Origin of the sequence: Desulfosarcina alkanivorans, assembly GCF_009688945.1 — a bacterium.
GTDB classification, from domain to species: Bacteria; Desulfobacterota; Desulfobacteria; order Desulfobacterales; family Desulfosarcinaceae; genus Desulfosarcina; species Desulfosarcina alkanivorans.
In genome coordinates this window covers 1,971,394-1,995,118 of sequence record NZ_AP021874.1, presented here as the reverse complement: position 1 = coordinate 1,995,118, position 23,725 = coordinate 1,971,394, and the positions used below count along the sequence as shown (strand labels likewise).

The 23,725-nt window shown below is 57.6% G+C and carries 15 protein-coding genes; 8 read left to right on the top strand and 7 right to left on the bottom strand.

Annotation, left to right across the window (positions count from 1 at the left end; genetic code table 11):
• Positions 1–30 precede the first annotated feature (30 nt).
• Complete coding sequence (locus tag DSCA_RS08800; protein WP_155316076.1) at positions 31–2,493, top strand: radical SAM protein; 2,463 nt, start codon at positions 31–33, stop codon at positions 2,491–2,493.
• 604 nt (positions 2,494–3,097) lie between these two features.
• Entirely contained in the window at positions 3,098–4,954 is a 1,857-nt protein-coding gene (gene ggt / locus DSCA_RS08795) for a gamma-glutamyltransferase (protein ID WP_155316075.1), read from the top strand.
• 36 nt (positions 4,955–4,990) lie between these two features.
• Here ggt and DSCA_RS32265 read toward each other — a convergent pair whose 3' ends face one another.
• From DSCA_RS32265 to DSCA_RS08780, 3 genes are read right to left on the bottom strand one after another with little or no spacing between them, the layout of a single operon-like run.
• Positions 4,991–5,296: a hypothetical protein gene (locus tag DSCA_RS32265; RefSeq protein WP_197904765.1), complete on the bottom strand. Its 306-nt coding sequence runs from the start codon at positions 5,294–5,296 to the stop codon at positions 4,991–4,993.
• A 40-nt stretch (positions 5,297–5,336) separates the two neighbouring features.
• Positions 5,337–5,960, bottom strand: coding sequence for a cobalamin B12-binding domain-containing protein (locus DSCA_RS08785; protein ID WP_155316074.1), 624 nt, complete (start codon positions 5,958–5,960; stop codon positions 5,337–5,339).
• Between the two features lie 42 nt (positions 5,961–6,002).
• Positions 6,003–6,347 carry a glycine cleavage T C-terminal barrel domain-containing protein gene (locus tag DSCA_RS08780; protein WP_231716422.1) on the bottom strand — a complete coding sequence of 115 codons (345 nt, stop codon included), beginning with the start codon at positions 6,345–6,347 and terminating at the stop codon, positions 6,003–6,005.
• Positions 6,348–6,568: 221 nt separating this feature from the next.
• Between DSCA_RS08780 and DSCA_RS08775 the strand changes: the two genes are divergently transcribed.
• Positions 6,569–7,075: a sensor histidine kinase gene (locus tag DSCA_RS08775; RefSeq protein WP_231716421.1), complete on the top strand. Its 507-nt coding sequence runs from the start codon at positions 6,569–6,571 to the stop codon at positions 7,073–7,075.
• Positions 7,076–7,150: 75 nt separating this feature from the next.
• Complete coding sequence (locus DSCA_RS08770; RefSeq protein ID WP_155316071.1) at positions 7,151–8,587, top strand: sigma-54-dependent transcriptional regulator; 1,437 nt, start codon at positions 7,151–7,153, stop codon at positions 8,585–8,587.
• Positions 8,588–8,774: 187 nt separating this feature from the next.
• Here the strand turns inward: DSCA_RS08770 and DSCA_RS08765 are convergent, their stop codons facing one another.
• From DSCA_RS08765 to hisS, 3 genes are all read right to left on the bottom strand, one after another.
• Positions 8,775–11,186 carry an ATP-binding protein gene (locus DSCA_RS08765; protein ID WP_155316070.1) on the bottom strand — a complete coding sequence of 804 codons (2,412 nt, stop codon included), beginning with the start codon at positions 11,184–11,186 and terminating at the stop codon, positions 8,775–8,777.
• Between the two features lie 148 nt (positions 11,187–11,334).
• Positions 11,335–13,146, bottom strand: a complete 1,812-nt coding sequence (aspS, locus tag DSCA_RS08760) for an aspartate--tRNA ligase (RefSeq protein ID WP_155316069.1) — start codon at positions 13,144–13,146, stop codon at positions 11,335–11,337.
• A gap of 153 nt (positions 13,147–13,299) precedes the next feature.
• A complete protein-coding gene (gene hisS / locus DSCA_RS08755; protein ID WP_155316068.1) occupies positions 13,300–14,565 on the bottom strand; it encodes a histidine--tRNA ligase in 1,266 nt (421 codons plus the stop codon).
• 384 nt (positions 14,566–14,949) lie between these two features.
• Here hisS and DSCA_RS08750 point away from each other — a divergent pair, with 384 nt between their 5' ends.
• The 3 genes from DSCA_RS08750 to epmA all read left to right on the top strand — a co-directional run bounded on the left by DSCA_RS08750 (position 14,950) and on the right by epmA (position 18,976).
• Complete coding sequence (locus DSCA_RS08750; protein WP_155316067.1) at positions 14,950–16,644, top strand: hydantoinase/oxoprolinase family protein; 1,695 nt, start codon at positions 14,950–14,952, stop codon at positions 16,642–16,644.
• A gap of 91 nt (positions 16,645–16,735) precedes the next feature.
• Positions 16,736–18,052: a histone deacetylase family protein gene (locus DSCA_RS08745; RefSeq protein ID WP_155316066.1), complete on the top strand. Its 1,317-nt coding sequence runs from the start codon at positions 16,736–16,738 to the stop codon at positions 18,050–18,052.
• Between the two features lie 3 nt (positions 18,053–18,055).
• Positions 18,056–18,976 carry an EF-P lysine aminoacylase EpmA gene (epmA, locus tag DSCA_RS08740; protein ID WP_155316065.1) on the top strand — a complete coding sequence of 307 codons (921 nt, stop codon included), beginning with the start codon at positions 18,056–18,058 and terminating at the stop codon, positions 18,974–18,976.
• A 724-nt stretch (positions 18,977–19,700) separates the two neighbouring features.
• On the opposite strand, the gene DSCA_RS08735 is transcribed toward epmA, so the two are convergent.
• Positions 19,701–20,036 carry a hypothetical protein gene (locus DSCA_RS08735; protein WP_155316064.1) on the bottom strand — a complete coding sequence of 112 codons (336 nt, stop codon included), beginning with the start codon at positions 20,034–20,036 and terminating at the stop codon, positions 19,701–19,703.
• A 668-nt stretch (positions 20,037–20,704) separates the two neighbouring features.
• Here DSCA_RS08735 and DSCA_RS08730 point away from each other — a divergent pair.
• Positions 20,705–22,852, top strand: a complete 2,148-nt coding sequence (locus DSCA_RS08730) for a sigma 54-interacting transcriptional regulator (RefSeq protein WP_155316063.1) — start codon at positions 20,705–20,707, stop codon at positions 22,850–22,852.
• Positions 22,853–23,725 lie beyond the last annotated feature (873 nt).

Genomic DNA, 23,725 nt, shown 5'->3' with positions numbered 1-23,725 from the left:
ATTGGATTCAGAGGGCCGTAAGGAGGAGCAATGCTTAAAGATGACGCTTTATTGGGGGTTGGTTTTGAAAATTCCGGTGAAGAGGGCCAGGCCGCCCTGTCGGACCTGGTTTCCGCCGCCACGGCCTTCCTGGATCATTTTGGTGTGAAAACGCTTGTCGGCCGGGCGTTTGTCGAGATCATCGGCACCGGCGACGGTCCGGCCAAACTGGCCCGGCTTCTCGACGCCTGCGGATACAGCCGGAATCCGGAAGGGTTCTTCTCGGAACTGCTCGCCCTGCTGGGGAAAGCCGACGGCACGCAGCCGATCGTCGTCAACGGTATCGCGCTTCCCCACCTCCTGCTCATGGCCATCCTTGAGGTCGTCCTGCCCGGCAATAAATTCGTCTCCATCAAAACCACCCGGCAGTTGGAGAAAATGGCCAATCTGCGCTTGCCGGAGGCGGACCGGCCGGACATGCAGACGGTCATCGACACCTATCCGGTCAGGCTCTCCATGCACACCATCCGCCAGATGCGGGTGTCCGCCGACGTCGCCTATCAGTACCTGCCCTTCATCCAGGAACTGGACGACACGGGCCACACCAACACCTGGATCGGCCAGTTCCACCAGGGCCTGCTCGAGCAGATGTACCAGAACCGGGTCATTTTTCTGCTCAACATGAGCTGCCCGGTATACTGCCGCTTCTGCTTTCGCAAGCACAAGGAATCCCGCAACGAAACCAACCCCACCCCGGCGGATGTCAAGCGTGCGGTGGCCCATGTCCGCAATTCACCATCCATCAAGGAAATCGTAATTACCGGCGGGGATCCCTTTATGAACCGGGCCAACATGGCCTGCGCCATCGACGGCCTCATGGCGGTCGAGCATGTCCAGACCCTTCGCCTGGCCACCCGGTCCATCGCCTACTATCCCCACCTGTTCCTGTCCGACAATGCCGAACTGCTGGGTTACCTGAAACGCAAGAACCTTGAACTGCAGGCTTGCGGCAAGCGCATGGAGGTGGCCACCCATTTCATCCATCCCGATGAAATATCCCCCCAGAGCCTGAATATCATTACCGAACTGGTGAAAAGCGGCATCGCCGTGTACGTTCAGACGCCGTTTTTGAACGGCTGCAACGATGAGGGGCCCGAACTGGTCCGCCTGTTCAGCCTGCTGCGCGGGGCAGGGGCCGAGCTGCATTACATCTACATTCCCTGCAGCCCCATCCATGGCAACTCGGTCTACTGGTCGCCGATCGCCAAGGGGCTGGCCGCCGGCAACTACCTGCGGGCGCACCTGTCCGACCGCGTGATTCCACGGATCTGCACGGCCACCCCCATCGGCAAGATGGACTGGCATTCCAGCGGCTGGGCCGTGGAACCCGTGGCCGAAAACGAGAACTTCATGTGGATTCGAACGCCGTATACCCCCGCCTACTTCAAACGGTTCGCCCCCATTGCCAACGATCTGGAAAACATCCGGGTCAACGACGAGGGCACCATCGATATCCAGTACATGGCTCAGATCGGGGATCGATCCCTTTTCCTGGGGGCGCGGCCCCAAAGACCTGCCGGCGGGGCGGCGGCCCGGCCGGAGTCCGTCGATGCGGTCCGGCCCATGGTCCGGAAAGGTGAAACGATTGCCCCGTCGATCGTCGCTACGGGGTCGTCCACGATTTCCCGTGTCCACGAGACCCGGGTGGAGATCGCTGCCGGATGTGCCGATGCGGATCTGGACTATATCCGGGGGGACGACCGGATTACCGACGTGGTGGTCGTCGCCCTTACCGATGCCGTGGACGCCCTGTTTCCCATCCGCCGCATCGTCCGTGCGCTTGAAACGATTCCCCATGTGAATGCGGTGCGGTTGCGCAGCCTGAAGTTCAACTATGAACCCGACAGCTACACCCCGGTGGTGATCGACACCCTGGCCGGTCTGAACCGGCTGACCATGGTGTCTCCCCTGCGGCTGGAAATCGAGACCCAGTTCCTGACCGCCGGCGAATTGCGGCCGGCACACGCCCGGCTGGCCCGGCTGCTGAGCAACCAGGGCATTACGGTCTACGCCAACACCCCGCTGCTGGGCAGAATCAACGACACGCCCGAGGCCATCCATGGGCTGGCATACGGCTGCCGGGAGGCCGGCATCGAATTCCACCACCTCTATGTGGCCGGGCTGGCGGTTCAGGATCGCTGGAACCGGGAACATCCGGTGGCCCTTTACGACGTGGTCGACATCGCCACCATGGTGCGGCGGGAGGGCAGCGGGCGGGAGGTGCCCCGATACATCATCCGCACCGAACTGGGAGAGGTGGATTTCGGCCTGTCATCCGCCTTTGTCGGCCGGGGCGACCGCCTTTCCGTCAAACTGCTGCCCTACGACCGGTCCTACTACAGGTCCATGCAACCGGATTTCGCCTGGCCGGCGGCCGTTGTGGAAGACCCCGACGGAAAACCGGTCGTGCCGGTATCCGGCCTGCTGAAAACCACCGATTTTGCCTTGTCGTAGGCGTTTTCGCCAAGGCGGGAAAAAAGATTGATACGCGACACAGACCTGCAGCGCATGGGGTCGAATCCGACGTCGAACCCTGAGCACCGAAGGAGCGGACGGCTTCGCTCAATCGTTCCCGAAAGCGCTCATTGGCCGTAGAGATCATTTTGCCCCATTCGATGCCGGCACGTCACCACACGAAACGGCGGCGCACTGTTTTGCCGGAAAGCCATTATGTGCCTGCCCGGCCGCCTGGGATTCGGCCGTTGACCCCGAGGCCTGTCTATCCGACGATTCGGCATGGCGTGTCGTCGCAGATTATTCTTAATGGCCTGAACTGATCACCGATACACAATGATATAACGGCAATGGGCAGCGACCTGCATTGCGGCATTTTACGAAACCCCATTATCATTATGGAGCCTGTCCGAATTGAATTATCACTTGACCCGCACAAACCAATCATTCTATCTAAAAGAACCTAAACTTTTTTTGATCCTTCCTTTTTTCAGATCGTAAAATCCATTTAATCCGCCTTCACCGGATAAAACTGGAATCGCTGCTTCGCCAAGAAGGCCTGGAATAATTCTTCCACCCCTTATCCGCGAGAGGAGTAGAGATCATGCATTTCAGAGCATTCATATTTACTGTCATGATTGGTTGCCTGCTGGCATCAGCAGGCTGGGCGCAGGACGATTCAGGCCTGCCGACTGCGGTCATCACCAAGCGGGAGATGGTCGTCACCGCTAATCCGCTGGCAACCGGGGCCGGGGCACGGATTCTCAAGATGGGCGGCACTGCAGCCGACGCAATGGTCGCCGTGCAAACGGTACTCGGCCTGGTCGAACCCCAGTCCAGCGGCCTCGGTGGGGGGGCGTTCATTGTTTACCATGATGCGAAAACCGGTAAAACGACAACCATTGACGCCAGAGAAAAGGCGCCCTCAGCCGCGACCGAAAAACGCTTTTTGGATGATACCGGCAACCCCCTTGGCTTCCGCAATGCCTGGCAGAGCGGCCTGTCGGTCGGCGTGCCGGGTACGCCGAGAATGATGGAGTTCATGCACGACAAGTATGGCCGCCTGCCTTGGCGGCTTCTTTTCAATCAGGCCAGGTCGCTGGCACTGAAGGGATTCAAGCTCACCGAACGCACCAGTTCGCAAGTGGCGGGGCTGCTCGAGAGGAATTCCTCCTGTGAGGATGGCGTACGACTGTACTTCAGGGATCCCGCGGCGTTTGAATATTTTGTCGATACCGATGACTGCACCGCCAAACCGGCCGGAACGCGGATGCGGAACCCGGCATATGCCAGGACGCTCAAGGCGCTTGCACGCAAAGGCGCAGATGCTTTTTACTACGGAGCGATCGCCAGGGATATTGCCGATGCGGTGCAGGGTGATCTGAATATCGGCGGTGACATGACGGTCGAGGATCTGGCCAATTACAGGGTGGTCGTGCGTGAGCCGGTATGCATTGACTACCGGGGTTATCGCGTGTGCGGCATGGGGCCCCCATCCTCCGGCGCACTGGCAGTGGGGCAGATTCTCGGCATTCTCGAAAATTTCGATCTGACGGGCTACCCACCCCTCGATGTTGAGGTGGTGCATTTTTTCACCCAGGCCGGCCGGCTGGCTTTCGCCGACCGGAATAAATACGTTGCAGACAGCGATTTCATCACCGTCCCGGTGGTCGGTATGCTGGACAAGGACTATCTGGCGGATCGTGCTGCCCTGATCACCGGCACGGACATGGGGACAGCCGAACCGGGGACCCCACCAGACGACTTCGATCCATACGCACCCGACCCTGCTGCCAAACTGAGTGGCACCAGTCATGTTTCGATTGTTGATCGCTACGGCAACGCGCTTTCCATGACCACGACGATAGAGAGTTCATTCGGCAATGGGGTGATGGTGCGAGGATTTCTGCTCAATAACGAGCTGACTGATTTTTCGTTTGCCTTCGAGGACGACGACGGCGTTCCGATTGCCAATCGTGTCCAGCCCGACAAACGACCTCGCAGTTCCATGTCACCGACCATCGTTTTCGATGAGGAGGGCGAGGTGGCGTTGGTGACAGGGTCTCCCGGGGGGTCGCGAATCATCGGGTACACGGCCCAATCGATCATGAACGTGTTGGACTTTGGCCTTGATCCCCAGGAAGCGATCAATGTCCCGCATTACATGAACCGCAACGGGCGCACGGATCTCGAGGAACCGATTCCGGGGGTCACCCTGGATTACGATGCCGGGGCATTGGCGGCTGAACTGGTCGACCGTGGACACAGCGGCAACCTGTCGGTCCCGCCGGAGGATCGTGTCGGCATCATCGCCCAGACAAGCGGATTGTCGATCATTCAGGTCGTCGAATGCGATCATTGCGGAAGGGGAAAATGGCACGCCAAGGGCCGCTGCCATAAACACTCATACCTGATAGGTGGCGCCGACCAGCGGCGCGATGGCGCGGTGGGGGGCCGGTAGGGTCGTAGTTCTTACCGGAATCACGTGTGGGCGGGATCAATGTCGATCCAGAGGAAGCCGGCATCGGGTACAGCTCAGGAAATCCTCACAATCAAAAAGGCCACCCCCGGCATCCGGAGGTTGGCCTTTTTCGATCTCATGTGCGGAGATATTCGGGCTCCATGACCACGAAAATGCCGGCGTTGACCTCGATGTAGTCGGCCCGGCCTCGGCCTGGTCCGTGGCCACCTGCTGGATGGCCGCGGCATCCTGGGTTTCGATGGCCGCCTCGATCGCCTTGCGGCTGGCGTTGATCAGTTCGCCGATGATGATCGTGGTATCTGCTCCGGGTTCCGGGTCCAATTGATCGCGGCTGGAAGCCGCTCCTAGTGCCTAAACCCCTTCAGCCTACCAGCTGTTTCACCAGCTTGACCGCCCCCGGGGCGTCGGCGCTGTAACCGTCGGCGCCGATCTGGTCGGCGAAGGCCTGGGTCACCGGGGCGCCCCCGATGATGGTCCGGGTCGCCATGCCGGCCTCTTTGACCGCCTTGACCGTGCTCTCCATGGACGGCATGGTGGTGGTCAGCAGGGCCGACAGGGCGATCACGTCGGCCTTCTTCTCCGCCGCCGTCCGGACGAAGGCCTCGCTGTCCACGTCCACCCCCAGGTCCACCACCTCGAACCCGGCGCCTTCCATCATCATGGAGACCAGGTTCTTGCCGATGTCGTGCAGGTCGCCCTTGACCGTGCCGATGACCACGACCCCCTTGCTCTGGCCCTGGCCCTCGGCCAGGTGGGGCTTGAGCAGCCCCAGGCCGGACTTCATGGCCTGGGCCGCCATGAGCATTTCGGGTACGAACAGTTCGCCGGCACTGAACCGTTCACCCACCTCGTCCATGGCGCTGATCAGGCCGTCGTTCAAGATGGCGTCGATGGCCGTGCCGGCGTCGATTTCCGCCTGGGTTCTGGCCGTTACCGCGGCCTCGTCAAAGGCCAGCACGGCGTTGAAAATGTCCTGGGTCGTCATGATGACTGCTCCTTTATACAGGATGACAATTTTTCCGCCACGCTACTGATGGGTTCTTGTTTTTTCGGTATCATAGACCGGAAACTTCACCACCGTGGCCGTGCAGGTACCATCCTCCCCGGCCACTTCCAGCCGGGTTCCGATAACAGTCAATTCAGGATCCAGGCGGACGATGGCGAGGGATTTGTTCAGCCGGTGGGACCAGGCCGGCTTGTCATGGACCCTGCCAACCTCTTTGCCGTCGATCATCAGCTTTTCGCCGCCTGCCAGTGCACGATCGAGGTCAACCTCGATCCCGGCGAGTTTAAAGCGTTCTTTACCCTTTGCGGCCACGAGTGCTTCCTTACCGCGGAAATCCCCTTTTTTCAGATGGACAGACCAACCCATGTTTACTTCCCAGGGAGTGTTTTCCATCAGGTCAAACCGGCGCCACAGCAAAGCGGCTTCCATTCTCAAAGGGAATACGCTGTTCACGGAACAGGCCATAACGCCCATATCTTTTCCCTTTTCTGGGAACCATAGAAAAGTATTTTCAAAATCCCAGTAAAGCCCAAAAGGTCAATGCTTCAATCGAGGCGGCGCGGTCCGCATCGCAAAAGATAGAGTTGGTGATCAAACGGGTAATGAATTTCGCCAAGCCGACGGAACCCCAGTTTGCACGGATCAATGTGAATGCACCGGTGGCAGAGGCTGTCAATCTGACCCGTTTTACCCTCTACAAAGAAGGAATCGATATCGGTGAAAATCTGGATGACAATCTGCCGGAATGCTACGCAGAACCCCATATGATTGAAGAGGTGGTCTTGAATCTGATCAACAATGCCGCAGATGCGATTCTCCAGAACCGGAATCACGGCGTCATCAAGGTGTCATCGCAATCCTGCAGGCAAAAGGTTGTTTTGCGGGTAGAAGACGATGGTCCAGGCATTCCTCGGGATTTAAGCGGGAAAGTGTTTGAACCCTTCTTTACCACCAAGGAGAATAGCACGGGGATCGGCCTGAGCCTTTGTCATAGAATCATCACCGACCACAGGGGAAAGATCGCCGTAAGGCGATCGGATCTGGGGGGGCTGTTTTTTGATCGAAATCCCCGTATCCAGCCCCCCGACCGGTGATTTTGATGATGGGGGGGCAGATAAACGTTTACAAACTAACCATGCCGATAATGGAAACCAGCCCAAGGAGAACCCATGACCGATTACACCCTGTTCATCGTTGATGATGAAAAGACCATCAGGGAGGGCATTACCGCATGTTTTGAAGAGGATTACCGGTTGTTTTCATACATGACCGCTGAAGACGCCCTTCAAAATCTCGAAGCCCATGATCCGGACCTGGTGCTTTTGGATATTGGTCTGCCCGGTATGAACGGGATCCAGGCTTTGCAGGAACTCAAAGCGGTCAACCCCGATCTTCCGGTGATCATGATCACCGCCTATGAGGATATCCATTCCGTGATCCAGTGCATGAAGCAAGGCGCCTATGACTACATTGTCAAGCCCCTTCAAATGGAAGGGCTGGAAGTTGCCATTGCCAACGCCTTAGAAACGATTCGTCTGAAAAAGGAAATCAAAAGTCTCCAGGAAAAGCTGATCCGAAAAAACATGCCATTTTTCATCGGCGAAAGCCAGGTGTTCCGCGACATTCTGGATTATGTCGAAAAAGTGGCCAAAAGCCCGGACACCCCGGTCCTTATCATCGGGGAAACCGGCACCGGCAAGGAGTTGATTGCCAATACCATCCACCACAGAAGCCCGAATTTTTCAGGACCCTTTATCACGGTCAACTGTGCGGCCATTCCCCCTAATCTTATTGAAAGCGAACTTTTCGGCTATGAAAAAGGGGCCTTCAGTGGGGCCAATGCCGGCGGGAAAAAAGGACTGATCGAAATGGCAGACAAGGGCACCCTGTTTCTGGATGAGGTGGGAGATTTGAACCTTGATGCACAGGCCAAATTGCTCCGGTTCATGGAAGACGGTGAGTTCTACAAGGTGGGCGGTACCGAGAAAAAGAGAGTCGCAACCCGAATTGTCTCCGCTACCAACAAAAACCTGGAAGAGATGATCGGAAAGGATACCTACCGCAGGGATCTTTTCTACAGAATCGGCGTCATCAAGATCCAGGAGCCTTCTCTGAAAGAAAGGGATGATGATATCCTGATTTTTACCAGGTATTTCCTGCAGATGTTCAACGAAAAGTTCGACAGATCGTTGACCGGGATCAGCCAGACGGCCCTGGAACTGTTAAAAACCCATACCTGGGAGGGAAATGTCCGGGAGTTGAAAAACATGATGGAGCGCGCCGTTCTCACGGCTGCGGGGCCGGAACTAACGTCCGAGGACCTGGGGTTGGGCGATTTTAGCGCCGGAGAAGATGCAGGTGACATTCCGCATTTTGATTTGGCACCGTTATCTCCAAAAGGAGTGGACCTGAATGCCATGAGAACATATATGGATGAATTTTACTTTTCCCAGGCCATGGCCCTGGCAAAGGGCAATGAAACCCGTGCCGCCAGACTTCTGAATCTGAAACACCATGCCTTCAGGTACCAGTACAAGAAAATCATGGGAAGAAGGACTCCGGAAAATCAGGAGACGGCCTCTGAGGGAAACCGAAACGGAATTTGAGCCATTATGGCACCCAAGGAAACTGAAGCGTCAGGGTTTTCGGGCAACCACATTTTGCGCCACCATGAATGCCTGTCGATATTTCCGGGTATCAAAGACCGCAACGCTCCCGTCAGGATGTCATCAATGGGCTTGCCCCTCGAGAAAAGGGGATGACAGCCGGGGCAGGAGCCTAACTGAAAAGCATCTATTTTTCCGACACATACGGTTTTTTGAGTTTCAGGCTCTGTTCCAGATACGTTTTCAGTTTCTGCTGCACCCGTCCATACAGGGTCTCGGAGGGGTAATTTCCTTCTTTGTCAGGCCTGCCGGCAGTTTTACCGGTGAGAATTTCGATGCCCTCCTCGATGGTGGCCACCTGCCAGACGGTGAACTGCCCCTCCTTGACGGCGTCAACGACGCTTTTTTTCAACATCAGGTTTTTTACATTGGCGGCAGGGATCATGACCCCCTGCCTGCCGGTCAGTCCCTTGCTGCGGCAGACATCGAAGAATCCCTCGATTTTCTGGTTCACGCCGCCGATGGCCTGGACCTGGCCCTTCTGGTTCACCGATCCGGTGACGGCGATGCCCTGGCGGATGGGGACTTTCGACAGGCTGGAGAGGATGGCATACAGTTCCGTGGACGAGGCGCTGTCGCCGTCGATGCCGCTGTAGCTCTGCTCGAACGTCACGCTGATGGACAGGCTCAGGGGGTAGCGCTGGGCAAAGGTGCGGCCCAGGTATCCGGAGAGGATCAATACCCCCTTGTCGTGGGTCTTTCCGGACAGCTTGGATTCGCGTTCGATGTTGATGACCCCGGCTTTGCCCATGAAGGTTTCGGCGGTGATGCGCGACGGCCGTCCGAATGCGATTTCGCCCATCTGGTAGACGGCCAGGGCATTGACCTGCCCCACCGCTTCACCGGCGACATCGATCATGATGGTGTCTTCCACGTAATTTTCGTGGATTTTCTCTTCGTAGAGGTTGTAGCGGAACCGGTATTCCGTGAACGCCTTGACCACATGGGCGGCGGTCACCCGGTCGGCATCCTCCTTCCTGGCCCAGTAATCGGCTTCCTTGATTACCCCGGTGACGCTGCCGAACCGCAGGGAAAGCTTGTTTTTGCTGTCGATGGCCTTCTCACCGTATTCCACCACGGATGCGACCCCGTCTGCGGTGAAGGGCAGCAGGCGTTCATCCCGGCATACCCGGGCGATGAACTGGGCATAGAGCCTGACGGTCTCGTCGGTGCGGGTGACTTCATAGTCGAAATCCGCCCGCACCCGGAAGATCTTGTTGAACTTGGGGTCATAGTTCTGCAGAATCTGGAAGGGTTCGTACCCGCCCAGAAGGATCACTTTCACATCCAGGGCCACCGGGGCCGGGCGCAGGGACGCGGTGCCCAGTCCCATGTCGTGGGCCATGTCCTCGATGCAGAGCATCTTGTTCTGCAGGGCGCGCTTGAGGGATTCCCAAACCTGAGGGTGGGTCAGTATCGATGCGACCTCCATGATGAGAAAACCGCCGTTGGCCTGAAGCAGAGAGCCGGACTGCACCATGGTGAAGTCGGTGACCAGTGTGCCCATGAAGGCTTTTTTCTCGATTCGTCCAAAGATGTTCTGGTAGGTGGGGTTGGGCTCGAAGACCACCGGCGCGCCGTCCAGACCGGAGCGGTCTTCCAGGACGTTGACCTTGTAACGGTTGAGGGAGTGTTCCACAACCTGGGCAGGTGGGGCGCCATCGCCATTTTCCTCCGGCGACTGCTGCCGGGGCAGGAACAGGGCGACGTTTTCCACCATGTCCTCCTGCATCTCCTCCAGAAATTGGAGGATCGGCGGATGGTCGGCATAGTTCTCACGAAGCAGATCCAGGCGGCTCTGTAAAACAAAACGGGCCGATTCGTCTGCCAGCTGTTGAATCTCTTTTTGCTGGGCATGGTTGATCCGGCTGACCTCGCGCATCACCGTCTGGATCTCCTCCTGAAAACCCTGTACCCGCTTTTCGATCTCCTTTTGCTCCTGCTCGGGAAGCCCCTCGAATTCTTCCTGGGTGTACGGTTCGCCCTCCTTGATGGGGAGGGTCTGATAGCCCGAGGGTGTTTTTTCCACTTTCAGGTGTTTTTCCAGGGCCGAGCGGTCCAGCGCGGCGAAGTGGTCCTTTTTCTGCTCACCGTGTCGTTTCTGTATTTCGACGACCTTTTCACGGAACGGGTCCGTCTGGAACTCTTTGGGCAGGCGGATTTTCAGGTCGGCTACCAGCCGGTTGAGGCTTTTGGCGAAACGGGAGCCATGGCCGGGTTTTACCGGCAGGGCAATGGGGCGGTATTCATCCTTGAAATTGTTGACCATGCACCAGTCCGGAGGGGTGGGCAGGTCCCTGGCGGCTTTGCGGATGATGTCCTGGACGATGGTGGTTTTGCCGGTGCCTTCCGGACCGGTGACAAAGATGTGGTAGCCGGCGCTTTTCATCTCCAGGCCGAAGGTGATGGCCCGGACGGCCCGTTCCTGGCCGATGACCTGGTCCAGGGGGTCGATGTCGGCGGTGGTTTCAAAATCGAAGATGGCGGCATCGCACAGGCAGCGCAGGTCGGAGAGTTTCACTTCGTTTTTGTCGGTCATGGCGGCTCCTGAAGGGGTGAAATTGGAAAATAGAAATTGGGGCAGACCAAACGAGTTTACGAATTGAATGTGTTGATCAACAGTAAAAAAGCATGAGGATCAAATTTCTAATTTCCAATTTCAACGTTCCAAAAACAGTGTCTATTGATCAATCTTCGCCTTTCTTCATACCTTCCATCACGGTCAGTTTCACCCTGAGCGAGAGTTCGTCCAACTGGGCCGTGGCCGCTTCCGACGGGGCGCTGGTAAGCAGGCAGGCGGCCCGCTGGGTCTTGGGAAAAGCGATCACGTCGCGGATGGAGGGTTCGCCGCACAGCAGCATCACCAGGCGGTCAAATCCGAAGGCGATGCCTCCGTGGGGCGGGGCGCCGGACTCCAGCGCATCCAGCAGGAAGCCGAATTTTTCCCGGTAGACCGCCGGATGCATGCCCAGGGCGGCAAAGATCCGCTGCTGCAGATCCATGTCATGGATACGGATGCTGCCGCCGCCCACTTCGAAGCCGTTGAGCACCAGGTCATAGGCCCGGGAGCGGACGGCGAGGGGATCGGTTTCCAGTCGGTCGTAATCCTCTTCCAGCGGGGCGGTGAAGGGGTGATGGAGGGCCTGGTAGCGTTTTTCGGTCTCGTCATATTCGAACATGGGAAAGTGGGTGACCCACACGAAATTGAACCGGCTGTCATCAATGAGCCCCAGCCGCTTGCCCAGGTGGTTTCGCAGGTGGCCCAGGGCCTCGTTGGTGACCTTGGGCTGGTCGGCCACGAAAAAGACCAGGTCGCCGGGCTGCATGTCGATGCGTTCGGCCAGCCGGGCTTTCTCTTCGTCGGTGAAAAATTTGGCGATGGGAGACTGCCAGGCCTCCTCGCGAACCTTGATCCAGGCCAGGCCCTTGGCGCGGTAGACGGCGGCGAAGTCCGTCAGGTCGTCGATCTCTTTGCGTGAGAAGTCGATGCACCCCTTGGCGTTCAGCGCCTTGACGATGCCGCCTTTTTTGACCACGCTGGAAAAGACCTTGAACCCGGAGTCCTCCACGATGTCGGAGATGTCCCTGAGTTCCAGGCCGAAGCGGGTATCGGGTTTGTCCAGGCCGAACCGGTCCAGGGCCTCGGCGTAGGTGAGCCGGGGAAAGGGGCCGGTCAGCGACTGGCCCAGGACCTCTTCGAACACCCGGGTCATCATGTTTTCACTGACCGCCATGAGATCTTCTTCGCCCACAAAGGACATTTCCATATCGATCTGGGTGAATTCCGGCTGCCGGTCGGCCCGCAGATCTTCGTCCCGGAAGCAGCGCACAATCTGGTAGTAGCGGTCGAACCCGGAAACCATGAGCAGCTGCTTGAACAACTGGGGGGACTGGGGCAGGGCGTAGAATTGCCCGGGGTTGACCCGGCTGGGCACCAGATAATCCCGGGCACCTTCCGGCGTGCTTTTGGTCAGTACGGGCGTTTCGATGTCCAGGAATCCGTTTTCGTCCAGAAAGCGGCGCACCGAGGCACTGGCCCTGTGCCGGGTGATGATGTTGCGCTGAAGGGGCGGACGCCGGAGATCCAGATGCCTGTTTTTCAGGCGCAGGGCTTCGGAGACTTCCACGTGGTCCTCGATCATGAAGGGCGGTGTTTTGGCCGGATTGAGAATTTTCAGCTCGTCCACCAGCACTTCGATTTCGCCGGTCGGCAGCTTCGGGTTGATCATGCCGTCGGGGCGGGGTTCCACCCGGCCGCGGATGCCCAGGACGAACTCGCTGCGGATGGCGTGGGCCTTGGCGTGGACGTCCGGGTTGATTTCCGGGTTGAAGACCACCTGGGTGATGCCTTCGCGATCGCGCAGGTCGATGAAAATGACCCCGCCATGATCCCGTCGCCGCAGGACCCAGCCCATCAGAACGACCTGTTTGCCCATATCCCCGGCACTCAAGGCGTTGCAGTGATGGGTTCTTCTCATGTCTCCGAGAATGTCAGCCAATGGAATGCTCCTTTCAAATTCCAACCAAAAAGCAATTTTGAATGATTAATGGTGGATCTTCAATTAAGGCCTTTTGACCATTATTTATGCACATGGCAGAAACAATCATTCAAAAGTAAAAATTTATAATTAAAAATTGTAATCTGTGCCGTTTCAATCCAATGTCTCAATCAATGAATCAATGATGCCGTCCAGGGGCAACGTGATCTGGGTCTTGGTCGACATGTCCCGAAGCACCGCTGCGCCCGACGCCAGTTCGCTCTCGCCGACGATGAGAACCCGGCCGGCGCCCAGGCGGTTGGCCCGCTTCATCTGGGCCTTCAGGCTCTTGTCGCCGTATTCCATGGCGGCGCCGATGCCCTTGAGCCCCAGTGCGGTGGACCATCCGAAGGCGAGTTTCTTGGCCGGCTTTCCCAGTGCGGCGATAAACAGGTCGGGTGTCCGCACGGCGGCCGGGGTGGTCGTAGAGACGATTTCCGCCAGGCGGTCGAAGCCGATGGCAAAGCCGATGGCGGGCATTTCAGGGCCGCCCAGGGATCCGACCAGCCCGTCGTAGCGGCCGCCGCCGGCCACGGCACTCTGGGCACCCAGGGCGCCGGTCTGGATCTCGAAGGCGGTGCGGGTGTAGTAGTCCAGGCCGCGAACCAGCTGTTTGTCCACCTTGAAGGGAACGCCCAGTTCGGTCAATGACCCGGTGACCGTTGAAAAATGATCGCGGCAGTCGTCGCACAGGTAGTCGATGATGGCGGGCGCACCGGCCATGGCCTCCCGGCAGCCGGGAACCTTGCAGTCCAGCACGCGCAAGGGGTTTCGGTCTTTTCTACGCAGGCAGTCTTTACACAGCGACGGCGCCGCATCGGCCAGCAGGGTGGCCAGGGCCGCCTTGAAGCGGGGGCGGCAAACCGGGCAGCCCAGGGAGTTGACATGGGCGGTGGTGTCGGTCACCTTCAAGCGGTCGAAAAGGGTGCGCAGCAAAAAAATCAGTTCCACGTCCGCGTAAGGTTCCGCAACGCCGAAAATTTCCGCATCGATCTGGTAAAACTGGCGGTAGCGGCCCTTCTGGGGCCTTTCCCGGCGGAACATGGGGCCGATGGTATAGAATTTCCGGACCGGATCCTGCGCGTACATCTTGTGCTGAATGTAAGAGCGGCAGATGGATGCCGTGGCTTCTGGCCGAAGGGTGAGCGGGTCACCCTTGCGGTCCGGGAAGGTGTACATCTCCTTTTCCACGATATCCGTGTCTTCGCCAATGCTGCGTGCAAACAGTCCGGTTTTTTCCATGATCGGGATGCGGATTTCCCGGTATCCGAAATCCTCGAACAGGGCGATGGCGGTGCGTTCGATATGCTGCCACAGTTCCGTCTCTCCGGGAAGGATGTCCTTGAACCCTCTGATCAGTTGTATGCTAGGCTGGCTCATCAGTGTACAATACCTTTCGGGCAATCCCGCAACCGGTGGCGGGCGGCGGCCTCTGCCGCCCTGACCGACCCCGGCTGCCGTTGCCGACGATCTGTTCGCGTAAACCTGAACGTTTATCGCAGGTTTTCCCGGATAGTCAACATCTTTCAGGAAAATAGACGCGGCGGAGGGCCGCGAAGGGGCCTTTCGGGGGCGGCTCGGCGGGCAGGGACCACGGGAAGGAATCGGCGGTGCCGGACGCGCTGCGGGAACTGCCGGGGGGGGCGATTGACAGGTCGGCAAAGATTCCTCAACCGGTGGTGATGTGTTGACATGGGTGCTGATTTTGGATACCTTGAAATCCTCTTCCACAGAGGCGAAAACAAACCCAATCAGGATAGCGCCATGATCATTGGGCTGGATGTCGGCGGTACCCATACGGATGTGGTCCTTCTCGGTCAGGAAGGACTGGTGAGACAGGTCAAGGTGACCACCAACCCGTCGGATCTTTTTGCCACCGTCTTGTCCGGCCTGGAAAAGATTACCGAAGGCATCGATCCCGAGCATATCCGTCGGGCGGTGTTGTCCACCACTCTGGCCACCAATCGCATTGTGCAGAACCGGATTCCCGAGGTGGGAATGATCGTTTCCGCCGGACCGGGTATCGATCCGGAACTGTTTCGCACCGGCCCCCATTACCATCAGGTGGCCGGGGCCATCGACCACCGGGGGCGCGAGGTCTCTCCCATCGATGAGGCCCAGATCCTGGAGGTGGCCCATCGGTTCAAAGCAGACGGCATCCGTTACGTGGGGGTGGTCTCCAAGTTTTCGGTCAGGAACGCGGGACATGAAGTCGCCATCGGTGAACTTCTCGGCGACGGTTTCGAAAAGGTGTTTCTGGGCCATCGGGTTGCCGGGAACCTCAACTTTCCGCGGCGCATCGCCACCACCTTCCTCAACGCGTCGGTTTATCCGATCCACAAGGAGTTTTTCGAAGCCGTCGTCAACTCGTTGCGTAAAAAAGGGCTGCATGTGCCCATCCGCATCCTTAAACCCGACGGCGGGAACATGCGCTTCGATGCCTCCATCGACCATCCGGCCCAGACCATTCTTTCCGGTCCGGCAGCCAGTGTCATGGGGTCCGTGGCCTTTGCCCCCAGGGATGAAGAGTGCCTGGTGCTGGACATCGGCGGCACCACCACGGACATGGCGGTGCTGGTTAACGGGGTGCCGCTGCTGGACCCCATGGGCATCGGCATCGGCGAGCACAAAACACTGATTCGATCGCTGGAAACCGTCTCCATCGGCGTCGGTGGAGACAGTGCCGTGCGCGTCGTGGACGGAACGATTCATATCGGTCCAGACCGGCTGGGAATGGCCATGGCCTACGGCGGGCCGGTGCCGACCCCCACGGATGCCATTTTCCTTTTGGGACTCGGCGAGGGGGGCGACCTGGAAAAGGCCCGGGAGGGCGTCCAGGCCCTGGCCGATGCCCTGGGGACCGATGTCCGGGATGCGGCCCATCGAATTTTCGAACAGGCCTGCCGGACCATCCTCGCCGAAGCCGACGCGATGATCGAGCGAATCAACGCCAAACCGGTCTATACGGTCCACGAGTTGTGGGAGGGCCACCGCCTTCAGCCCCGGCACATTCTGGTCCTGGGAGGGCCGGCGCCCTGGTTCGCCAGGGGCCTGGAGCGGTTGAGCGACAACCGGGTCGATGTGGTCCCCCGCTGGAATGTCGCCAATGCCATCGGCGCCGGCCTGGCCCGTACGACCTGTGAGGTGACCCTGTTTGCCGATACGGAGCGGGAAATCGCCGCCGCCCCGGAAGAAGGGTTTACCGCGGTGATTTCGTCAAGCTACACCGAACAGGACGCCATCACCACCGCCCTGGACCTGCTGCGCCGCAAAGCCATTGGCCGGGGTGCCAACCCTGAACACCTGGAACTGGAAATCGTCGATGCCATGTCCTTCAACATGGTTCGCGGTTTCTACACCACCGGCAAAAACATCCGCGTCATGGCCCAGGTCAAGCCCGGGCTGATTCACGGCTATGATCCCATTGCGGAAAAGATCGTGGAAAACAGCTATACCTGAAGGATGTGCTTTCCCACAGCCATCCGGGACCGATAACCCCGAAACGGGAAGCCCGCGAACGGGAAACCCATGTTTTTACCCGGAGTCCGCTATGCTGCGCGCCATAAATAAAACCGGCCTTGTCTTTTTCCCCGCCTTTGACTGGGCCATCAGCCCCACCCATCCGGAACGTGAGGAGCGCCTGCTCTACACCCAGGATCAGGTGTTCGAAGAGGGGATTCTCGACATCGAGGGAATCATCGAATACAAACCGGACCTGGTCACCAAGAAGGACGTTCAGCGGGTTCACTTCTGTGTGCCCGACCTGTGGGCGGTAATGACCGAATCCCATTTTATCAGTGCCGGCGGCGCCAAGACCATTGCCATGGCGGTGATGGACAAAAATGTGGAACGCGGTTTTGCCCTGGTCCGGCCGCCCGGACATCATGCCAACCGGGTGGTTCACGGTGCCAGAGGATTCTGCAACGTCAACATCGAAGCCATCATGATCGAATACATCCGCCAGGCTTACGGGGTCAAGCGGGTGGCCATTGTGGACACCGACTGCCACCACGGCGACGGTACCCAGGACATTTACTGGCACGATCCGGACACCCTGTTTATTTCCATTCACCAGGACGGCCGCACCCTCTACCCCGGCTCCGGTTTTCTGAGTGAACTGGGCGGGCCCAACGCCGTGGGCACCACCATTAACATTCCACTGCCTCCCAACACCTCCGAAGAGGGGATCCTGCATGCCGTTCGTGAAGTGGTGATGCCCATCCTGGACGAGTTCCAGCCGGAGATTGTCGTCAACTCCGCCGGGCAGGACAACCACTATTCGGACCCCATCACCAATATGAACTTCTCCGCCCGGGGATATGCGGAACTGACCACCCTGCTTAAACCCGACATCGCCGTCCTGGAGGGGGGCTATGCCATCGAAGGGGCGCTGCCCTACGTGAATGCCGGCATTATCCTGGCCATGGCCGGCATGGACTACAGCCACCTCAGGGAGCCCGATTACGACCCGGTGAAGGTCCGGCAGTCCGCCGAGGTGACCCGGTGGGTGCATAAAACCTGCGATAAGGTGCTGGAAAACTGGCACCAGCGGCAGCATCTGGCAGAGATGTACCGGGGGGATTACCAGCTCATGAACCGGGACCGCAACATCTACTACGATACGGACAATATCCACGAACACCAGCAGGAGACCATCCGGGTCTGCGATGACTGCGGCGGCGCCTTTAAAATCGATTCCGCCGCCCAGGGGATGAAGCATATCCTGGCGGTGCACATCCCCCGAAACACCTGCGAGACCTGCCGGAAGCAGGGCTACCAGTGGTATGATTCGGCAGATGCGGCCCGGTATGATAAAGTCTGTCTCCAGGATCGCGCCGGTGATGTGATGGCGGAGAAAACCACATAATCCATGCGTTTTCCCCGACAGGCCGCCATCCGGCCCAACCTGCTGCGACGGGCCCGCCTCATCGACGCCGTTCGTGCATTTTTCATTGCCGGGGCGTTTCTGGAAATCGAAACGCCGGTGCGGATCCCGGCCCCGGCTCCGGAGGCCCATATCGATACCCAGGAGTCGGGGGACTGGTTCCTGCAGCCCTCCCCGGAACTTTGCATGAAACAGCTCCTGGCCGCCGGCTACGAGAAAATATTCCAGATCTGCCGGTGCTTCCGCAAAGGCGAGCGCGGCAGCCGCCATATGCCGGAGATGACCCTGCTGGAGTGGTATGCGGCGGGATCCGACTACCTGGACCTGATGACCCAGTGCGAGAAACTGGTCGTTTTCCTGGCCGAGCGAATGGATATGGGGACCCAGTTGACCTACCAGGGACAAGTGGTCGACCTGACCCCCCCCTGGGATCGCCTGAGCGTGGCCGAGGCCTTCCGGCGCTTCGGGGGGATGACGGCGGAAGCGGCGCTGGATCGGGATTGCTTCGACGTGATTCTGGGCATCGACATTGAACCGAAACTGGGGCTGCGGCGCCCGCTGTTTCTTTACGACTACCCGGCCCGCTGCGGTGCACTGGCCCGGCTCAAGCCCGGCAACCCGTCGGTGGCCGAGCGTTTCGAACTTTATATCGCCGGCATGGAATTGTGCAATGCCTTTTCCGAACTCACCGATCCGATAGAACAGCGCGCCCGCTTTGAAACGGAGAATCGCGCCCGCGGGGCGGGCGGAAAACCGGCCTATCCCACCGCCGAACCCTTTCTGCAGGCTCTGGCATCCATGCCTCCCGCTGCCGGAATCGCACTGGGCCTGGATCGGCTGGTGATGCTCTTTTGCGACGCGGCTTCGATTGACGATGTGGTCGCCTTTACCCCGGAAGAACTCTAATTTTGTGCGGGAAATCGTTATCTGAATCAGGGTCGGAAAACGCCCAATCCCCCTCTTCGTTGCCGATACCGAAAGCGACTCCGATGGCGAACAGAAACAGGCAGTCTGCCTGCATGCCCAAGGCCTTGCATCTGTGTTTACTTTGTGGACGGTTACAGGACGGCGATGCGCCGGGCGAAGCGATGAAACCGGTGATACCCATCCGCATATAGTCTCTTTAACTCTATTACGCCGGGCCCGGCTTGCATGGCTTTTCATTGTTCGACAGCCATTTTGTAACCCTTTCCGTATGTGGGTATCAAAGGATTGAACCGCTGTAAAAAATAACTCTGGCATTAAGCCACCACCTACAGTGGTGGAAGTGGAAAAGTTCGACCGATCCGGCGAGATAATAGCGATAAAAATTGATTGTTTTTAACATCGACCATCGAACGCCCAACGTCCAACGTCGAATGATGAGATCACTTCGTTCAGGTGTAATAAAGAAGAAGGAAACCATGTTTCTGATCCTATCAAATGATAGAATTCCTTATTTGACGTTCGATGTTGGACGTTCAGTGTTCGATGGTCATGGGTCTGTTATTTAGTCCTCTTTGAAGGGCGAAATGATACCACCTGCCATGCAGGTTGCGCACGTCTTTTGGCTGACAGCATCCTGAAAAGAAAAAAGCAGACCGGATATGGCCTGCTTTTTTCTCTCCGACAACGACGAAATGAGGTGAAGTTATTTCCCGATCGCTTTCAAGGAAATTCCTGATTTCGTTTTGCGGACGATAAATTTTTCACCTTCAGCAAATCCCATTTCTTCAATCATTGCCTTGGGAACAACCACGCTGCCGCGTTTGCTCACCAGTACTTCCTTGCTCGATCTGGCTTTTGCGATGCCCCGGCCGGATTTGATTTCCGGAGCTTTACCGGCTTTCATCAATGCATCGAGATAGTGCGTCTTGAATTGTGCAGCGGTATTGAATTTGAACGCTTTCATGATCTCTTTTTGATGGCTGCCATCCGCGACCATTTTAATCAGTTTGGCACCGTCAATCTTCTTTTTTGCTGGCATTTTAATCTCCTTTTTTAATGAAAACCGGTGAATATTAAATAGTTGCTTTCTATTATTAACATGATGAAAATAAAATCAAGTATAATATAACTATTCATTAAAAAAAATTACAGGAATGATATTTATAACGAATCTTTTTTCGGCATTGCAATGATTTTTAATAGACTTCTTGGCATTAAAATAACGATGGTGTCGAAAGTATTTAATCGGGTGATAAAGGTGATTCATTAAAGCACGGAAAGAGGCAGAAACGTGAAAAAAAAGATCGTGTGATCTGTTTTTTTACCTGACAACCAATGTGTTCGGAAGCTACCGTCGCGGCGTTGGTTTTCCCGGGATTCGACAATCCGATGCAGCCGGATTTCCCCTTTTCCGGTGTGTCATGCAGGCGGCAGACAGTGACGATCCAGAAATAGGAAAATGAGATTGAGACACGCGAAAAATTTCACCCGTGCATACGGTTGATCGTCAGAGGATAAAATTTTTCGTTCAACGAAGATATCGGGCAGATTGGCCATTTATAGATCGGCAGCAGATGCCCCTCCTGCCGGAATGCTGAAAAGCAGTCCGGCTGACACGATATGCCAATGTTGACTTGCTGCGTAACATGTGGCACGTTCGCGCCTTTTCGATCATCTGCCGTCATCCAATAGATAGGGGAAACCGACATGACACAGGCGCATGAGGGGCTCGGGATCGCTTCCTGCCGGGCCATTGTTGATGCCATCCCGGACATGATCATCCGCATCGGCAAGGATCATGTCTTCCGCAGCTTCGAGGGGAAGGTGAATGAGCTGTACCGGCCTGAAGTGGATTACCTGGGAAAGCGTATCGAAGACGTGCTGCCCGGGGCAACGGCGATTCGATTCGTCGACACGCTGGAATCCGCTTTCAGGACCGGACAGGTGCATTCCATCGATTATTCGCTCACACTCCAACAGACCCTCTGCTTTTATGAGGCCCGCCTGGTAAGGAGTTCCGATGATGAAGTCATTGCCTTTGTCCGCAATGTCACCCGTGAAAAAGAAACCGAAGAACAGTTCCACGAATACCAGTTCCACCTGGAGCACCAGATGGCCATGCGAAGCGCCGACCTGTCGGCGGCGGAAAACCGATACCGAAATATTTTCCGCCACTCCGGCGCACCGTCCATTATCGTCGAGCAGGACTTTACGATCTCCATGGCCAACCCCAAGTTCGAAGAGCTGACCGGGTTCGACTGCAGGGAAATCGAAAAGCGGATGAAATGGACGGACTTTATCTACCCGGAAGACCGTCAGATGGTCATCCGATATCACTTCGCCCGACGGTCCGATGCGGATGAACACGGCGCACCTGCCGAATACGAATGCCGGATCATCGACCGCAATCAATCCCTGCGGACCATCTTCATCAAGGTGGGGATGCTCAGCGAAACCGGCCGCAGCATCGCTTCAATCATAGACATTACCTCTTTGAAAAACACGGAGCAGGAACTCCGCGACCGTGAGACCTTGTACAGCGCCATACTGGAGGGCTACGAAGGCTTCGTCTATTTTATCGACAGGAATTACCGCATTCGTTTCATGAATGAAAACCTGATCCACAACACCGGTGGCGATGCCACGGGGAAAATTTGTCATGAGGCGCTGCACAACCGGTCGGCGCCCTGTTTGTGGTGTGTTGCCGAACAGGTCTTCGAGGGCAACCGGGTCCGGTTCGAGATGAAGAACCCCAATGACAAGAAGTGGTACTACAGCATCAACGTGCCGGTACGGATGTCGGATCAGTCGGTTTTCTGCCAGGCGATGATCACGGACATCGACGAGCGCAAGCGGATGGAAGAGGCGCTGCGCGACAGTGAGGCGCATCTGCGTGAGGAAAATATCCGTTTGCGGACCTCAATCGAAGAGCGTGAGCGGTTCGGGGATATTGTGGGCAAAAGTCCGGCCATGCAGGAAGTGTATGAGTTGATGCTGATGGCTGCCGCCTCGGACACCAATATCATCCTTTACGGGGAATCGGGAACCGGAAAAGAACTGGTTGCCCGGGCCATCCATGCCATGAGCAGCCGTCAGGGCAGCAATTTTGTGCCCGTGAACTGCGGTGCCATTCCCGAAAACCTGCTGGAGAGCGAGTTCTTCGGCCACAAAAAGGGCGCCTTTACCGGTGCCGGAGCCGATACCAAAGGATTGTTGGACGAGGCCGACCACGGCTGCCTGTTTCTCGATGAAATCGGGGAAATCAAGCCGGGCCTCCAGGTGAAGCTGCTGCGGGCCATCGAAGGCGGGGGGTACACGCCGGTAGGCAGCCGCCGGGTGATCCAGTCCGATTTTCGGATCATTGCCGCCACCAGCCGGAACCTGACCGAACGGGTCAGGGCGGGGCGGATGCGCAGCGATTTTTTCTATCGGGTGCACGTCATTCCGATTCATCTGCCGCCACTGAGAAAACGAAAAGAAGACATCCCCCTGCTGGCCGAACACTTCTTCAAGGCCTATGACCGCAAGATCCGGCCGACGCTGACGTCAAGGATCATGGAGGCCCTCATGAATTACGACTGGCCGGGCAATGTCCGTGAGCTTCAGAATGTACTCTACCGGTTCGTCACCCTCCAACGGCTGGACCTTGCCGGAGATGCGGCCCTGCCCGCCCCTGACCCGTCCGTCGAAGCGACCTTCCCCGCGGCTTCGCTGCCGGATGCGGTGGCTTCGTTCGAAAAACGTCAGATTTCTGCGGCCCTGGCCCAGCATCGCTGGAACCGAACCCGGACCGCCAAAGCGCTCGGTATCGGCCTTCGAACGCTTCAGCGCAAGATGAAGGCCCATCAGCTGTAGTGACGGCTTCCAGGTGCGCCACAACCGGCAGGTTATGCGACAATATTGGCGCAAATGAAAAAGTTAATCATATCGGTTGGATACGGTCGCAGTGAGAGCGGCAGTGCCACATGTGTCGTGGTCAGTGGCCTCCCCGGGGCGGGCAGGGAGGACCGGTGTTTTCAGCGACTATGGGGAAATGTCTCAATATTCAAATAGGTTGAAATAATCGGGGGCGGATTTGCGTCGGGGTGGCACGGTCATTGTAGAACCTCGGGTAGTTACCAGATACACTACCACTGCAGGAGGAGAAACGATGATACCGAGAATTTGCAGCGCTTATGATCAGAATCCGGCCAGGATCATCCTGGTCGCAAGGGGGCATCGAAAACAAGCGGCAAAAAAACACCCCAGAGCGGTCAGCCTCCTGATTTCCCTTGGTATTTTGGGCCTTTACGCGGCCGTTTATTTTACGGGATAGGGCCGTCGGCCCAAAGCAGGGGCTGCCGGCCGGAGGCGAAAAAATCCGGCGGTTGCGTTCTGACAGGCTGTTCCGGCCGATGCGCACGGCCGGTGTGCAGCCCCGCCCGTTCAGTGGTGCTTTCTCAGCCGGCTGCTTCAGGATGGCGATATTGGCCGATTCCTGAGGCCCCGCCCCATCGCCCCGTGGTGTCCCCCGCGGAAATGATCTTGCCGCACCCAACCGGTCGAATCCCGGTTCGATGGATTCCCCGCCCGCCTGTTGCGAACCGCTCCACCGGTCAACCATCCTGTTGAACATACACGAAACCCCTTTCCGGGGAGCGACGTGGTCCGCCGCGTCGATCCCGCTGCACCTTTCTTCCCGCTTGCCGATGCCCGGCCCGCCGCTCAATTCTGAGCGGGTGGCAGGCG

Bases quoted from the DNA above. Each gene is read 5' to 3' on its own strand.
- DSCA_RS08800 (WP_155316076.1), top strand. From the start codon at position 31: ATGCTTAAAGATGACGCTTTATTGGGGGTTGGTTTTGAAAATTCCGGT.
- ggt (WP_155316075.1), top strand. From the start codon at position 3,098: ATGCATTTCAGAGCATTCATATTTACTGTCATGATTGGTTGCCTGCTG.
- DSCA_RS08785 (WP_155316074.1), bottom strand. From the start codon at position 5,960: ATGACGACCCAGGACATTTTCAACGCCGTGCTGGCCTTTGACGAGGCC.
- DSCA_RS08780 (WP_231716422.1), bottom strand. From the start codon at position 6,347: ATGGGTTGGTCTGTCCATCTGAAAAAAGGGGATTTCCGCGGTAAGGAA.
- DSCA_RS08770 (WP_155316071.1), top strand. From the start codon at position 7,151: ATGACCGATTACACCCTGTTCATCGTTGATGATGAAAAGACCATCAGG.
- DSCA_RS08765 (WP_155316070.1), bottom strand. From the start codon at position 11,186: ATGACCGACAAAAACGAAGTGAAACTCTCCGACCTGCGCTGCCTGTGC.
- hisS (WP_155316068.1), bottom strand. From the start codon at position 14,565: ATGAGCCAGCCTAGCATACAACTGATCAGAGGGTTCAAGGACATCCTT.
- DSCA_RS08750 (WP_155316067.1), top strand. From the start codon at position 14,950: ATGATCATTGGGCTGGATGTCGGCGGTACCCATACGGATGTGGTCCTT.
- DSCA_RS08745 (WP_155316066.1), top strand. From the start codon at position 16,736: ATGCTGCGCGCCATAAATAAAACCGGCCTTGTCTTTTTCCCCGCCTTT.
- epmA (WP_155316065.1), top strand. From the start codon at position 18,056: ATGCGTTTTCCCCGACAGGCCGCCATCCGGCCCAACCTGCTGCGACGG.
- DSCA_RS08735 (WP_155316064.1), bottom strand. From the start codon at position 20,036: ATGCCAGCAAAAAAGAAGATTGACGGTGCCAAACTGATTAAAATGGTC.
- DSCA_RS08730 (WP_155316063.1), top strand. From the start codon at position 20,705: ATGACACAGGCGCATGAGGGGCTCGGGATCGCTTCCTGCCGGGCCATT.